Raw genomic sequence first — 14477 nt, forward strand, 5'->3', positions numbered from 1 at the left:
TATGAGTGTACAATTATTAGATAAAACCAGGAAGATAAATAAATTACTGCATAACAACAATTCACAAAAAGTCGTTTTCAATGACATCTGTCAGGTTCTGATGGAGGTTATGGATTCCAATGTGATCGTTATCAGTAGAAAGGGAAAGATCTTAGGAATTCAAAATTCAGAGAACATAGATCCTATCGAAGAGATGATCAGCGGCAAAATTGGGGATTATATTGACACGGATTTAAATGAGCGTCTGTTGACGATATTATCCACGAAGGAGAATGTAAATCTCCAGACACTCGGTTTTGAAAGAGACATTCACCGCTACTGCGGTATTATCTCCCCGATCGATATCGCAGGAGAGAGATTTGGCACGCTGTTTATGTACCGGATGGAAGATGACTATACGATTGATGATATTATATTGGTTGAATACGGAACAACAGTCGTTGGATTGGAAATGATGCGTTCTGTCAGTGAAGAGATAGAGAGTGAACGCAGAAAGCAGAATATCATCGAATCTGCCTTCAGAACTCTCTCCTTTACGGAACTGGAAGCGGTTCATCATATTTTTGATGAGCTGAACGGGAGCGAGGGTATTTTGGTTGCCAGCAAGATTGCCGACCGTTTCGGCATCACCCGTTCAGTCATCGTCAATGCACTGAGAAAGCTGGAGAGTGCGGGAGTCATCGAGTCCCGGTCTTCCGGCATGAAAGGAACTTATATCAAGGTTGTAAATGACCTGATTTTTGGCGAATTAAACCGGGCCGGGCGTATCTAAGCCGGAAGTGCGAAATTTTTCTTGCATTGTGTAAAACAGATGTGCTATACTGTCAAAGGTAAAAATAAACACGCCGTTGGAATTTCGGTAGGTGCCGAGAGGTTTGCCGGGATAATGACAATGGTGGAAGCATAACCAAAGGAGATTTTTTATGAGCGTTATTTCAATGAAACAGTTATTAGAAGCAGGTGTTCACTTCGGACATCAGACAAGAAGATGGAATCCTAAAATGGCTCCGTATATATACACAGAGCGTAACGGAATCCACATCATCGACCTTCAGAAATCCGTAGGCATGGTAGACGATGCATACAACGCAGTAAAAGAATGTGTTGCAGAAGGCGGAAAGATCTTATTTGTGGGAACAAAGAAACAGGCTCAGGATTCTATAAAGACAGAAGCAGAGCGCTGCGGAATGTTCTATGTAAACCAGAGATGGTTAGGTGGAATGCTCACAAACTTCAAGACAATCAGAAGCCGTATCGACCGTTTAAAGAAGATCAAAAAGATGGAAGAAGACGGAACATTTGAAGTTCTTCCAAAGAAAGAAGTATTAGAACTTAGAAAAGAAATGGATAAATTACAGAAGAACTTAGGCGGAATCGAGGAGATGAAAGAAATTCCGGATATGATCTTCATCGTAGATCCTAAAAAAGAAAATATCTGTGTTCAGGAAGCACACACATTGGGAATTCCTCTGGTAGGTATTGCAGATACAAACAGTGATCCTGAAGATTTAGAATACATCATCCCAGGAAACGATGATGCAATCCGTGCAGTTAAATTGATCACATCCGCAATGGCTGATGCTGTTGTAGAAGCAAACCAGGGAATGGATGCTGCTGATGTGGAAGCAGAAGAGGAAGCTGCAGAAGAATAAGATTTATTTGGAGGAAAAATCATGGCTATTACAGCAGGAATGGTAAAAGAATTAAGAGAAAAAACCGGTGCCGGAATGATGGACTGTAAAAAGGCATTAAACGCTACCGATGGAAATATGGAAGCAGCAGTTGAGCACTTAAGAGAGCAGGGACTTGCAAAGGCTGAAAAGAAAGCCGGACGTATTGCGGCAGAAGGATTAGTTGCTACTAAACTCTCTGATGACGGAAAGAAAGCTGCTATTGTGGAAGTAAACTCTGAGACTGACTTCGTTGCTAAGAACGAGCAGTTCCAGACTTATGTTGCAGAGGTTGCAGATCAGGCTCTCACAACAGGTGCGGCAGATATCGAAGCTTTCCTTGCAGAAGAATCTAAAGCAGAAGCAGGAAAAACTGTAAAAGAAGTATTAGACGGAAAAATTGCAATCATCGGTGAGAACTTAAATATCCGTAGATTTGCACAGATGGAATCAGCAGCCGGATTTGTTGCTTCTTATATTCATGCAGGCGGAAAGATCGGCGTATTAGTAGAAGTTGAGACAGATGTTGTCAACGACGAGATCAAAGAGATGGGTAAAAACGTAGCTATGCAGGTAGCTGCTATTATGCCGAAATATACAAGCAGAGATGAAGTTTCTAAAGATTACATCGATCATGAAACAGAAATCTTAAAAGCTCAGGCTAAGAATGAAAATCCGGACAAGCCGGACAACATCATCGAGAAGATGATCATCGGACGTCTGAACAAAGAATTAAAAGAAGTTTGTCTGTTAGATCAGACTTATGTAAAGGCTGAAGACGGAAAACAGGCTGTTGGAAAATATGTAGAAGAAGTAGCAAAAGCTAATTCTGCGAAGATTGCCATTAAAGGATTCATCCGTTTTGAGACAGGCGAAGGAATCGAAAAGAAAGAAGAGAACTTTGCTGAGGAAGTGGCAAAGCAGATGGGAAACTAATCCGTTTGTAATTAGACTGCCATTATCAGTGTAGAATAACGGGTTTACTGAGATTTCCGAACTTTTTACAAGTAATGCAGACTATCATAGATTATCATAAAATATCGCGTTATTTTGGGTAATACATGGGTCAGAGATTGGGTAGGATTTATTACCTAACTTATCAATGAAAAGATTGCTTGATGTTTAAGTAGGAAGGAAAGTGTAGACTGGACAGAAAGGGACATTGTGAAAACAAGGGTCCCTTTTGTCTTAGAAAATATTTATTTCCGAAGGGCCTATCGGCATGGTGTCCACTCTAATTTTATTGTCATATCAAAGCTCATTTTATACAAACATTTTTTTAAAATAACATTGACAAAAAATTTGTGTTTTGATATCATATACTTGTAAAGAAAAGCGGAATGTTACTGTGTAAGCAGGCTTAACCAAAATCTTTCAATAACGTTTATTGTTATTTAATGATTTTGGTTAAGCCTGTTTTTTTGCTGCGCAAAAAATGAATCAAGCACTGCCAGCAATCAGAACAAGCAGGAAATTCCAGAAGGGAGGTTATATTATGGGTATTTTATCACGTATCATGGGGAAATCGGAAAGTACACTCACGGAATTGGTAAAGCCGTCAAAAGAACTTGGCAGCCCTTTAATGGGTGAAGTCATCCCGTTAGAAACGGTGAATGACGAAGCTTTTGCGAAGAAATCCATGGGTGACGGATTGGCCATTATCCCGGCAGAGGGCAAGCTTTACGCCCCTATGAGCGGCATGGTAGAAGCGCTTTTTCCCACCAATCACGCCATAGCCATTGCAGGAGATAACGGTATCAATGTAATTCTGCATATCGGCATTGACACAGTGGAAATGGGCGGAGACGGTTTTGAAGCGCTGGTGCAGCAGGGTGACCGGGTGGAAAAGGGTCAGTTTCTGATCACCTTTGATATGGACAAAATTAAAAGCAGCGGTTACGAGGCTACTACCATGGTGCTACTGCCGGATAGCAGCGAACTTGGTATTTTGTATAAAAGGGACATCGGACAGGTTATGCCACAGGAAAAACTTTTGTGGCTTGGCTGATGGAAAGGAATTCTTATGAGGATTAAAAGAATTTACAATAACAACGTAGTAATGGTGGAAGATCAAAAAAGCGAGGAAATGATCGTCATAGGAAAAGGTCTGGCCTTTGGCAAAAAAGCCGGTGAGTTCCTTGAAGAAGACCGGATTGAAAAAGTTTTTACTCTGGCTGAAAAAAGCATCGGAAACCGGCTGGCTAAGTTGGTGCAGGAAATCCCAATCATTTATCTGTCTATTGCAGAAGAAATCGTAGCCATGCTTCGGGAAAAATCGGATTTAAATCTGGATGACAATATTTATATCACACTGACAGACCACATCAGCATGTCCTTAGAGCGGGAAAAGAATAAAGTGGTGTTCCAGAATCCCCTGCTTATGGAGATCAAGCAGTTTTATAAAAAAGAATTCGCTCTTTCTAAAGAAGCAGCAAAAATCATTGATAAGCATATGGGTATTCATATTTCCGAAGATGAAATGGGGTTTATTACGTTACATATCGTAAATGCCAACTTAAACCAGCGGGCAGACCAACTGATTGTAAGTCTCCAGCTAATCAGCGAAATTATAAGGATCGTGCAGAATCATTATGGAGTGGTACTCAATCATGATTCCCTATTATACGAACGATTTATGCGGCATCTGCAGTTTTTTGCCAGAAGGGTGCTGGACAAGGATGGCAAACAACTGGAAGATGTATCTGTATTTCAGCTGGCGCAGCAGGAATATCCAGAAGCCTTTCAGTGTGTGGAGAGGATAGGAGATTATATACAAAAGAGCTATCATAAAAAAGTGACGGATTCAGAAAAAAGATATCTGATTTATCACATTATTACATTGATTTCAAATGAAGGAGTTCAAGAATGAAAGAAAAAATCAAAAGTTCTTTGGAAGTATTTTCAAAGTCAATTGTACAGCCTATGATGTATCTGGGGGTAGCTGGTACGATTCTGATTCTTGGTATTTTATTGACCAACACAACGATTACGGAAAAGCTGACTTTTTTACAGGCAGCGCCTTTCCGGTTAATTGGTAACTTGATTTATAGCACATTGATGTATCTGATCAATAACTTAAGCATTATTTTCTGTGTCGGCATTGCAGGCGCTATGGCAAAGAAAGACAAAGGTCATGCTTCTTTAATCGGCCTGATGGGCTTCTTCATATTTTTAAATGCTAACAACATTACTTTAAATTTTTTTGGCAAGATTGCAGAGCCGGGTACGCTTGGTCTGTACGGTACAGGTCAGGCTGAGGTAATGGGCATTCAGGTACTGGACACCGGTGTATTTGGCGGTATTTTGATGGGCTGCCTCACCGGATATCTGTTCAATAAGTTTGGTGGTAAGCAGTTCAAAGGATACTTCTCCATGTTCTCCGGCGTGCGCTTCCCGTTCTTATTGATGATTCCTGCTGCTATCGGCGTGGGCTTTCTCATGACCTTCGTATGGCCGTTAGTGCAGTCTGCAATCAGTGCAGTATCCGGCATGATCGTAAGCAGCGGCAATGTAGGCCTGTTTGTATACGGTCTGTTAAATAAGCTGTTAGTTCCTACCGGTCTGCACCATCTGGTATATGCACCTTTCCAGTTTACTGATGTGGGCGGCACATTGGCACAGGGCAATACCATCATAGCAGGTGCATATCCTATCCGTGTAGCAGAGATGAATATGCCTGGGGCTTTCTCAGACTCTACCTATTTTAACAGCTACACCTTTAACAACCTGTTCCCTTATATTGGCATCGCCCTGGCATTTATTACTACTGCATTTAAAAAAAATAAAGAAAAGACCAGGGCGCTCATTCTGCCTTTGATGCTGACAGCAGTATTGTCTGCAATTACCGAACCTATTGACTATTTATTCGTCTTTGCAGCGCCGGTTTTATTCCTGATTCATTCTGTAATCAGCGGTATCAATCTGGTATTGTTAAAAGTATTGAGTATCCCGGCTTCTACCAGCGGCGGTATTGTCAACATTATAATTTCCAATCTGGTACTGGGCGTGGAAAAGACTAACTGGCCTATGTTATTGGTTATGGGTATCGCAGTCAGCGTAATTTACTATTTCCTGTTCACTTTCTTAATTAAGAAACTGAATTTAAGAACTCCTGGCCGCGAGGTGGAAAATATTGCAGAAAAAGCAGCACCGTCTGTTGGCGCTTCCAACGCAGCGGATGATGTCGTCAGCCTGATCAATGGTCTGGGAGGCAAAAGCAATATTGATTCACTGGAAAACTGCTTCACCCGTTTAAGAGTGGTTGTAAAGGATGAATCCCTGATTAATGAAACCCTGATTAATAAAGTAAAGAACAGCGGTATCAAGCGCAGTGGAAAGGATCTCCAGATTATTCTGGGCATGCAGGTAGCGGCTGTTCGCGGTCAGGTAGAGGACGCATTAGAAAAAATGTAAATTAATATTTTTAAGGAGGAAAAGCATATGATCATTACAATTGTTGGCGGCGGCAGTACCTTTACACCGGGTATTGTAAAATCCATCGCTCTTCGCAAGAATGAGCTGGAGGTAGATGAGATCCGTCTGTTTGATTTAGATAAAAAACGTCAGGATAAGGTTGGCATTTTGGTTCGTTGGATTCTGGATGAGGATTTAAAATGCGGTATTAAACTGACAATCACCTATGACGCAGAAGAAGCTTATAAAGATGCTGATTTCATTTTTGCACAGATGCGCGTAGGAAAATATGCAATGCGTGAGTTGGATGAAAAAATCCCTCTTCGTCACGGCTGTGTGGGTCAGGAGACCTGCGGCTGCGGCGGCTTGGCTTATGGTATGCGTACAATCTTCCCTATGATTCAGGTAATTGATGATGCCGAAAAATATGCAAAACCAACCTACTGGATTTTGAACTACTCCAATCCGGCTTCCGTCGTATCGGAAGCCTGCCGTAAGCTTCGTCCTGATGCTCGCATTATTAATATCTGCGACATGCCTATTGCTATCATTGATATGGTTGCTGCCGCTCTGAACATTAAAGATAAACATAACATTGTTTATGACTATTATGGACTGAATCACTTTGGCTGGTTTACGGGCATCGAATACAAGGGCGAGGATATGATGCCTAAGATCAGAGACTATATCATGGAGCAGGAAATCCTGCTGCCGTCTGCGTATTTAAAAGATAAGGCAGCTTTAGCTGGTAAGAGCAACGACAATAAAACAAATCGCCACGCCAAAGGCAGCTGGTACTATGTATGGAAGGGTGTGTACGAAATCATGAAGAATTTCCCGGACACTCTGCCTAACACTTACTTAAACTACTATCTGCAGCAGAAAGAGTTTGTGGAACATTCCGATCCTAATCATACCCGTGCCAACGAGGTTATGGAGACTCGTGAAAAGAATCTGTTCGACGGTATCGACAAATATCTGGCTTCCGGCGAGATTGACGAAACAGTATTCTATGCAGGCAGTCATGGTGATTGGATTGCCGATTTGGCTATCGCATTGAAAAACGACACCAAAGCGCGTTTTCTGGTCATCACCGAAAACAAGGGAGCTATCCCCAACATGCCTTACGATGCTATGGTAGAAGTACCTGCCTACATCGGTAAGAAAGGCCCGGAAGTCATCGCACAGGATAATATCCCGCTATTCCAGCAAGGAATGATGATGCAGCAGTTAAACTGTGAAAAACTCTTAGTAGAGGGCTGTATCGAGGGTTCCTATCAGAAAGTACTGGAAGCCTTTACCCTGAATAAGACTGTTCCAAGCATGAAAGTGGCAAAAGAGATATTAGACGATTTGATGGAAGCTAATAAGGAATACTGGCCGACATTGAAGTAATTATATAAAGAAAGCTCGAAAACTTTACGGTTCGGGCTTTCTTTCGTTGTGCGCCCGGCGGGCGCACGTTCTGTAGCAACACCGCGAGAACCGTATCATCAATGTATACCACCAGTTGTTGAGAAATAAGAAAGTTGGCTACTACATTGGGAAACTAATCCGAGAGTGATTGAGTTACCATTATCAGTGTAGACTGGATAAAGGGATCGTTATTTTTGCAACGATCCCTTTTATTTATTTCATAGGAAAGTTCTACGACCTTCCCTATGAAATAAAAACGCTCCGCGGGTTGTGCACAGATGCGTAAGGAAATTATTTGCCTGCGGCAAATTGCATCAGGCACGCAAAGTTGTCAAGCCCCTCAAAGAGTGAGGGGTTGGGGCGTTGAAGCGGGTTTGCCCACTTTGTTCTTAAAAATAGACTCCACACTTGAAACTTACTGTTGATTTTGTCTTGACAGATTCAATACTTTGAATTTAAAGTAGAGTAAAAGGTGAAAATCGTATAAATAACTGTCTTAATTATTACACTGTTAATTATCAAGGAGGCAGATAAAAAATGATGTGTAAAATAAGAAAGTGGGAGTTATCGGACGCAAGAGATTTAGCGGCGGCTCTGTCTAATACAAAAATACAAAATAATCTTCGGGATGGGCTGCCTTACCCTTACACTGAGAAGGATGGAACAGCATATATAACGGAGGTGCTTTCTGCAGACGAAGATAAAACTTTTGCTTTTGCTGTCACAGCAGGCAACAAAGTGATCGGCAGTATTGGAGTGTTCCGTCAAGAGAACATACACAGACAGACTGGTGAGTTGGGCTATTGTATAGCAGAAGAATACTGGGGCAAAGGAATAATGACCGAAGCTGTAAAACAAATTTGTACATATGTCTTTGACAAGAGTGATATTATTCGAATCTATGCTGAGCCGTTTGCATACAATGCCGCATCATGCCGGGTACTCGAAAAAGCCGGTTTTCAATATGAGGGAACATTGAGAAATAACGCCGTGAAAAATGGTAAAGTCATCGATATGAGGATGTATTCACTGCTGAAAACAGTAACGTATATTTGAAACTGATAAATATGATGAGGTGAGAAGATGCTAACAGGATACTACTGCACAAACATATTTTCTGAGCAGGCAAAGGAACTTATTGAGCTCTATACAGAAATGGAACTTACGAGGTCCGTTTAAGTGATATTGATGGAAATGAGATAGTGATCGCTGAGTTTGCGTGATTGAAAACTTTCTGATTGGCAGACAGAAAAATCAGAATTATTTAATCAAGCAATGGTTGACAAGATCTCATAAACAAGAGATTATAAAAAAGGCGGTGCTCAGAGATGGAGACAATGTTCTGGACGTCGCTTGCGGCAATGGATATCTGCTTGGAGAACTCTCAAAAAAGGCGAGAGTTAATGCCTTTGGTGTAGATATTGCTGAAAATATGATTGCGTCTGCCAGAGAAAGATACCCGGCCTGTACATTTACGGTTGGCCCCTGTGCGCCTCTCGGTTTTGAAAATGAGAGTATGGATGTTATTACGGTATCCTGCGCGTTCCATCATTTTGAAAATCCCCAGACCTTTGCCGATGAATGTTTGCGGGTATTAAAGGTAAATGGTAAAGTTTTTATTGCTGAACCGTTTTTTTCTCCTCTGGTGCGGTGTCTTGCCAACACGCTGGTATTTCCCTTTTCAAAAAAAGGTGATGTGAGGGTGTACAGCCAAAGAGAACTTCAATTATTTTTTGAATCTGCTGGATTCACTGAGTTTGAATCGTACATAACAGATACAGTCCTATTTTTATCGGCAGAAAAATGAAAGTATGGGGAAATCATGGGAAGGAAAAACCATCAGATTTTATGAATATAACATGACGAAAGATCTCTTTGATGAAGAAGCCGGAGATATTCCGCCTGACTATCTGTGCAGATGCTGAGCGGTTCTCTGACTTTTTTGACCGTGATTCGCTGCTGATTCATTATTACAGAGGCCAGACGAGAGGCTCCATGGATTATTTAAGGTTTTTTTGAGAGAAAGCGATCTGTGCGGCCGAATGGGCGGAGACGAATTTATGGTCTTATTGAGAAACATTGGGTCCGAGGATGATGTGATTCCGAGAAACAATATGCTCTGTTATCTGCTGCGTCGCAAATATGCGGATAAAGGGGAGGTATCCTTCAGCATGGGAGTGGTATTTTATCCCTGTGACGGGGAGATTTTTCAGGAACTTTACCAAAATGCAGACACTGCTCTATATAAAGTGAAGAGCACCGGGAGAGGAAATTACGGAATATACAAGCCTGAGCGATAAAAAGTTCTGTATCGGAGGAAAACATGTATTTTTTTATAGAGTATCAGTCACCTTTAGGGATGCTGACCATTGCCTCAGACGGCGATAATATTGTGGGTCTTTGGATGGAAGGACAGAAATATTTTGGAGGAACGCTCTCAGGAGATATGGAGAAAAAAGATGATCTTTTCGTGTTTAAAACAGTAGAAGACTGGCTGGACCGGTATTTTGCTGGGGAAAAGCCTTCCATTTCTGAGCTTCCTTTATGTCCGAAAGGCGGGGAATTCAGGCAGGGCGTGTGGGAAATTCTGCGTGAGATTCCCTATGGAAAAGTGATGAGCTACGGCGAAATTGCCGGGAAGATGGCTGCAAAGACGGGCAGAGCACGAATGTCTGCCCAGGCAGTCGGAGGGGCGGTCGGTCATAATCCCATTTCTATTATCATTCCCTGCCACCGGGTAGTTGGGTCTAATGGAAGCCTGACGGGATATGCAGGGGGCATTGCCGCCAAAATAAAACTGCTTGAGCATGAAGGGGCAGATATGTCACAGTTGTTTGTTCCCCAAAAGGGAACTGCTCTTTAAAGGAGAAGATTTTATGGAATGGCCGGATAAGAAACAGAGATGTACATGGGCAAATCCAAAGAATGAGCTTTATATCCGTTATCATGATGAGGAATGGGGGGTCCCGGTATATGATGATCACAGATTATTTGAGATGCTGGTCCTGGAATCCTTTCAGGCGGGGCTGTCATGGGAATGTGTGCTGAACAAACGGGAGGCATTCCGTGAGGCTTTTGACGATTTTGATTTAGAAAAAGTATGTGCTTATACGGAAGACAAGCTGCTGAAACTTCAGCAGAATCCGGGGATTATCCGCAATAAGCTGAAAATCAGAGCGGCGGTAAACAATGCAGAGATATTCCGGGAGATACAGAGAGAATACGGCTCTTTTTCAAACTATATCTGGCACTGGACGGATGGAAAAGTAATCTTTGAAAAAGGAATGGCCTGCTCCGAACTGTCGGATGCCGTATCCGAGGACCTCAGGAAAAGAGGCATGAAGTTTGTGGGGACAACGATTATATATGCGTACTTACAGTCGGTAGGCGTAATATATTCTCATGACGAAGGCTGCTTTTTGGAACATGGCCTGTCGTGACAGTGATAACTTTGTCAAATTTATTTTTGATAAATACAGCACTGGAACAAATGGATTTTTGGAAACAGAGTTTATATAATCTATATATAAGCAACAACTAAATTTAAAATTGGAGGAAATAAAATGGCAGACAATAAAGTATTTAATGAAAATAATATTCGTCTCAATGTAAAACTGGATTCAAAAGAAGATGCAATCAGGGCAGCAGGCGGCGTACTGATTGAAAATGGTTATGTTCAGCCGGAATACCTGGAAGATATGCTGAAACGTGAGGAGGCAGCTTGCACTTATATTGGAAATCATGTCGGAATTCCGCACGGTATCTGCAAGTCAGAGGAGAGGATCAAGTCTTCCGGAATCTCACTGCTGCAAGTTCCGGACGGAGTGGACTATGACGGACAGACTGCTTATGTGATCATAGGGATTGCAGGGAAAAATGACGAACATATTGAAATGCTCGGCAAGATCGCAGTCACATGTTCCGACCTTGCCAATGTGGATAAGATAGCCCATGCGAAATCAAAGCAGGAAATCTTGGATATCTTTGAAGGAATCTGATAAAGGCAAAATAATATCGGCCATGAAGAAGAATGTGTAAGGTTTAAAGGACTTCACATTCTTTTTCTCTTTTATCTGCCGGAATTCTACCACAGGTAGATAGTATTTCATAAAAATCTAAGGCACAATAAACAGTATCAAGGAGGCAGTTATGGATATACAAAAAATCGGAAATTACATAAAATGTAAAGGAAAAGCACAGGGATTGACACAGGCTGAGCTGCTCGGCATTACCCTGATTGGCATTGGCTGGCTGATTTTTGGAGCAGTCAAATTCAGCAAAAAGGAGAAATAATATGCTTTTGCAGCTATTAATCGGATATACTCTGGATATCGTCAAAAGAAATACTTTTTTCTCCGACGAAGATTCTGCGGAATACCGGATCAATAAAAGATACTTTTCCTTTTGTCTCTGCATATGCACTTTTTTCGTAATGAACAATGCATATATTCGATCCTTTGCCAATCGATTTTATTTTTTGATTTAAAAGTCTTAATTCCTCTTCCGTCAATTCTTTTTTTGGAACTGACTGCTTTTCTATCTCGCGGAGCATTTCATCAAAACCTCTTAAAGCGGCAAACGGAAGAAATTGTCTTGCCCGGTCAGCTTTCATTGTGGCCTCCGATTAAAGTATTGCGTTTTCTGCCAGTTGCTTTTTCATACAGGCTCATTCCCCGCACCACGGCATTTTTTCCGAACCGATGCTTAATGGAAAGGACGGCATCCTGCAGATGCTGTTCCTTTTCAGCTTTTTCCATATCCGAAAACAGATGAAGCTGCCGGAAGGAAGTCTCCTCCACATGATTTGCACCGACAGAGATTTTGCGGATGGGAATGCCCCTCTGCACAGTCTGGTGAAAGAAACGTTCAAATTCATGGGAGAGTTCCCGATAGGAATCGGTCCGCTCCGAAAGTTTCCTGGTGCCGCCGGACGGAGAGAGTTCTCTTTTGGAGTATGCGACGGACATGGAAATGGAATCGGTTGTCAGATGACGGCTCCTGAGTTCCAGAGCCAGTGCATCTGTCATCTCTTTGAGGACTAGAAGAGCATTGTCATAAGAATAATCTTCAAAGAGGATCTGGCTTTGGGAAACAGAGTGGCTTTTAGACTCATAATCATGAATTTCTTTTATGGTACACGGCTCCCTCCCGTGGGCATGGTCGATCAGAAACTCTGCATTGACACCGAATTCTTTATAGAGAAGCTTTTCATCCATATGTGCTGTCCCGTAAAGATCGTAAATGCCATAACGGCTGAGCCTGGCGGCGATGCCTTTTCCGATATTCCATATATCTGTGATTGGGCGGTGATGCCAGATGGTCCTCTTAAATTCTTTTTCATCCAGATAACCGATATGATCCGGAGAATGCTTTGCGGTGATATCCAGAGCGACCTTTGCCAGAAACAGGTTTGTGCCGATGCCTGCCGTGGCACAGATTCCGGTTTCTCTGCGGACTGCATCCGTCAGCATGACCGCCATTTCTTTCGGAGTTTTTCCATACGTATGCAGATAAGGCGTGAAATCCAGGAAGCATTCGTCAATGGAATAAACATGAATATCTTCTTTGCTGACATATTTTAAATAAATGGAGTAGATCCGGGCGGAATATTCCATATAGAGCTTCATCCGCGGCTTTGCAGTGATATATGTCACAGTTTCCGGAATTTCAAAAAGACGGCAGCGGTTTTTGATTCCAAGAGATTTCAGGGCCGGCGTGACGGCGAGGCATATGGCACCCCGGCCTCTGGACGGATCGGCGACCACGAGGTTTTCTTTAAATGGGTCGAGTTTCCGTTCGGCAGCTTCCACTGAAGCATAAAAGCTTTTCAGATCAATACATGCATAGATTGATTTCTCCATAAATACGACACTCCTTTCTGACTTGAGTATAGCACAGCTGATACGGTAAGGAAACATGTGTTCGATAAAATGAGTGTGGTAATTTATGGGGCAAAAAATTCTTGACATGGAGTTGACTCTAGGGAGTATCCTATAATAAAAGGAGGTTTCATTATGAAGGTATTAATGATCAATGGGAGTCCTCACTCAAGGGGGAATACATATGTGGCACTGCATGAAATGGAAAAGATATTTTTGGAAGAAAGCATTAAAACTGAGATAGTCCAAGTAGGAAGCAAGGATATCAGAGGATGTGTGGCCTGTAATTCCTGTGTGGAAAAAGGGAAATGTGTATTTAATGATATCGTCAATGAGACAGCACCGAAATTCGAAGAATGTGATGGTCTGGTGGTAGCCAGTCCGGTCTATTATGCTTCGGCAAATGCTACACTGAGTGCCTTTCTTGATCGGCTGTTTTACAGCACACAATTTGATAAGACCATGAAGGTCGGTGCATGTGCTGTGGCAGCAAGACGCGGAGGCTTATCCGCCACGTTTGACCAGCTGAACAAATATTTTACGATTACAGGGATGCCAGTTGCATCCAGCCAATACTGGAACAGCATACACGGCAGAGAGCCCGGTGAGGCCGGCCAGGATGAAGAAGGACTGCAGACGATGAGAACTCTGGCGAAAAATATGGCTTTCCTTATGAAAAGCATTGCTCTCGGAAGGGAAGCATATGGATTGCCTGAGAAGGAAGCATTCAAACGGACAAATTTTATCAGGTAATGACCAGAAAGAAGGGATACAATGAATAAAAAAATATTAGTTGCCTATTTTTCGGCAACAGGTACAACAAAAAAGGCCGCCCAGGCGCTGGCAGAAGCGGCACATGCAGATATTTACGAAATTAAGCCGGAAGTTCCGTATACAAAAGATGATTTGAACTGGACGGACAAAAAGTCCCGCAGTTCTGTGGAGATGAGCGATCAGAGCTATCGGCCCGCAATCGCTGATCAAAGTGCGGAAATTGGAAACTATGATTTCATTTTTCTTGGATATCCTAAAATGCAGTATTGTTTATGATGGTGTATCGTGTGTATTGTGTTATAATTATATAAGTATTTATTACAGC

The 14477-nt window shown here is 42.2% G+C and carries 17 protein-coding genes and 1 pseudogene; 16 read left to right on the top strand and 2 right to left on the bottom strand.

All coding sequences use genetic code 11. From position 1 onward, the window contains the following. Position 1 precedes the first annotated feature (1 nt). The 14 genes from codY to P8F77_RS08570 all read left to right on the top strand — a co-directional run bounded on the left by codY (position 2) and on the right by P8F77_RS08570 (position 11792). Entirely contained in the window at positions 2 to 772 is a 771-nt protein-coding gene (gene codY / locus P8F77_RS08505) for a GTP-sensing pleiotropic transcriptional regulator CodY (protein WP_024727733.1), read from the top strand. A gap of 151 nt (positions 773 to 923) precedes the next feature. Beyond that, the gene (rpsB, locus tag P8F77_RS08510; RefSeq protein ID WP_270431008.1) at positions 924 to 1652 is read left to right on the top strand and encodes a 30S ribosomal protein S2; all 729 of its coding nucleotides are present in this window, start codon (positions 924 to 926) and stop codon (positions 1650 to 1652) included. Positions 1653 to 1673: 21 nt separating this feature from the next. Beyond that, positions 1674 to 2606: a translation elongation factor Ts gene (gene tsf / locus P8F77_RS08515; RefSeq protein WP_034549442.1), complete on the top strand. Its 933-nt coding sequence runs from the start codon at positions 1674 to 1676 to the stop codon at positions 2604 to 2606. Positions 2607 to 3165: 559 nt separating this feature from the next. Continuing rightward, the gene (locus P8F77_RS08520; RefSeq protein ID WP_287519829.1) at positions 3166 to 3678 is read left to right on the top strand and encodes a PTS glucose transporter subunit IIA; all 513 of its coding nucleotides are present in this window, start codon (positions 3166 to 3168) and stop codon (positions 3676 to 3678) included. Between the two features lie 15 nt (positions 3679 to 3693). Further along, entirely contained in the window at positions 3694 to 4539 is an 846-nt protein-coding gene (locus P8F77_RS08525; protein WP_024727729.1) for a PRD domain-containing protein, read from the top strand. Continuing rightward, positions 4536 to 6083 (top strand): PTS transporter subunit EIIC, encoded by a 1548-nt coding sequence (locus P8F77_RS08530; protein ID WP_024727728.1) that lies wholly within the window; start codon positions 4536 to 4538, stop codon positions 6081 to 6083. Before P8F77_RS08525 ends, P8F77_RS08530 begins: the two co-directional genes overlap by 4 nt. A gap of 27 nt (positions 6084 to 6110) precedes the next feature. Beyond that, positions 6111 to 7478 (top strand): 6-phospho-alpha-glucosidase, encoded by a 1368-nt coding sequence (locus tag P8F77_RS08535; RefSeq protein ID WP_024727727.1) that lies wholly within the window; start codon positions 6111 to 6113, stop codon positions 7476 to 7478. Between the two features lie 558 nt (positions 7479 to 8036). Beyond that, a complete protein-coding gene (locus P8F77_RS08540) occupies positions 8037 to 8555 on the top strand; it encodes a GNAT family protein (protein ID WP_287520465.1) in 519 nt (172 codons plus the stop codon). Between the two features lie 163 nt (positions 8556 to 8718). Then, positions 8719 to 9306 (top strand): class I SAM-dependent methyltransferase, encoded by a 588-nt coding sequence (locus P8F77_RS08545; RefSeq protein ID WP_024727726.1) that lies wholly within the window; start codon positions 8719 to 8721, stop codon positions 9304 to 9306. A gap of 235 nt (positions 9307 to 9541) precedes the next feature. After that, entirely contained in the window at positions 9542 to 9799 is a 258-nt protein-coding gene (locus tag P8F77_RS08550) for a diguanylate cyclase (protein WP_287520468.1), read from the top strand. Between the two features lie 23 nt (positions 9800 to 9822). Further along, the gene (locus P8F77_RS08555) at positions 9823 to 10362 is read left to right on the top strand and encodes a methylated-DNA--[protein]-cysteine S-methyltransferase (RefSeq protein WP_287520462.1); all 540 of its coding nucleotides are present in this window, start codon (positions 9823 to 9825) and stop codon (positions 10360 to 10362) included. A gap of 13 nt (positions 10363 to 10375) precedes the next feature. After that, positions 10376 to 10939, top strand: coding sequence for a DNA-3-methyladenine glycosylase I (locus P8F77_RS08560; RefSeq protein ID WP_148459171.1), 564 nt, complete (start codon positions 10376 to 10378; stop codon positions 10937 to 10939). Between the two features lie 123 nt (positions 10940 to 11062). Continuing rightward, complete coding sequence (locus P8F77_RS08565) at positions 11063 to 11497, top strand: PTS sugar transporter subunit IIA (protein ID WP_024727722.1); 435 nt, start codon at positions 11063 to 11065, stop codon at positions 11495 to 11497. Positions 11498 to 11648: 151 nt separating this feature from the next. After that, positions 11649 to 11792 (top strand): hypothetical protein, encoded by a 144-nt coding sequence (locus P8F77_RS08570; protein WP_287520458.1) that lies wholly within the window; start codon positions 11649 to 11651, stop codon positions 11790 to 11792. 16 nt (positions 11793 to 11808) lie between these two features. On the opposite strand, the gene P8F77_RS08575 is transcribed toward P8F77_RS08570, so the two are convergent. Both P8F77_RS08575 and P8F77_RS08580 read right to left on the bottom strand, forming a co-directional pair. Next, complete coding sequence (locus P8F77_RS08575; protein WP_024727721.1) at positions 11809 to 12111, bottom strand: YolD-like family protein; 303 nt, start codon at positions 12109 to 12111, stop codon at positions 11809 to 11811. Then, positions 12101 to 13360 (bottom strand): DNA repair protein, encoded by a 1260-nt coding sequence (locus P8F77_RS08580; RefSeq protein ID WP_287520456.1) that lies wholly within the window; start codon positions 13358 to 13360, stop codon positions 12101 to 12103. Before P8F77_RS08580 ends, P8F77_RS08575 begins: the two co-directional genes overlap by 11 nt. Before the next feature lie 153 nt (positions 13361 to 13513). Here P8F77_RS08580 and P8F77_RS08585 point away from each other — a divergent pair, with 153 nt between their 5' ends. Both P8F77_RS08585 and P8F77_RS08590 read left to right on the top strand, forming a co-directional pair. Continuing rightward, a complete protein-coding gene (locus P8F77_RS08585; protein WP_287520454.1) occupies positions 13514 to 14131 on the top strand; it encodes a flavodoxin family protein in 618 nt (205 codons plus the stop codon). A gap of 21 nt (positions 14132 to 14152) precedes the next feature. After that, positions 14153 to 14407 (top strand): annotated as a pseudogene (locus P8F77_RS08590) (flavodoxin); the annotation flags it as partial. Positions 14408 to 14477 lie beyond the last annotated feature (70 nt).

This window comes from Anaerostipes sp. PC18 (assembly GCF_039789045.1).
GTDB lineage: Bacteria > Bacillota > Clostridia > Lachnospirales > Lachnospiraceae > Anaerostipes > Anaerostipes hominis.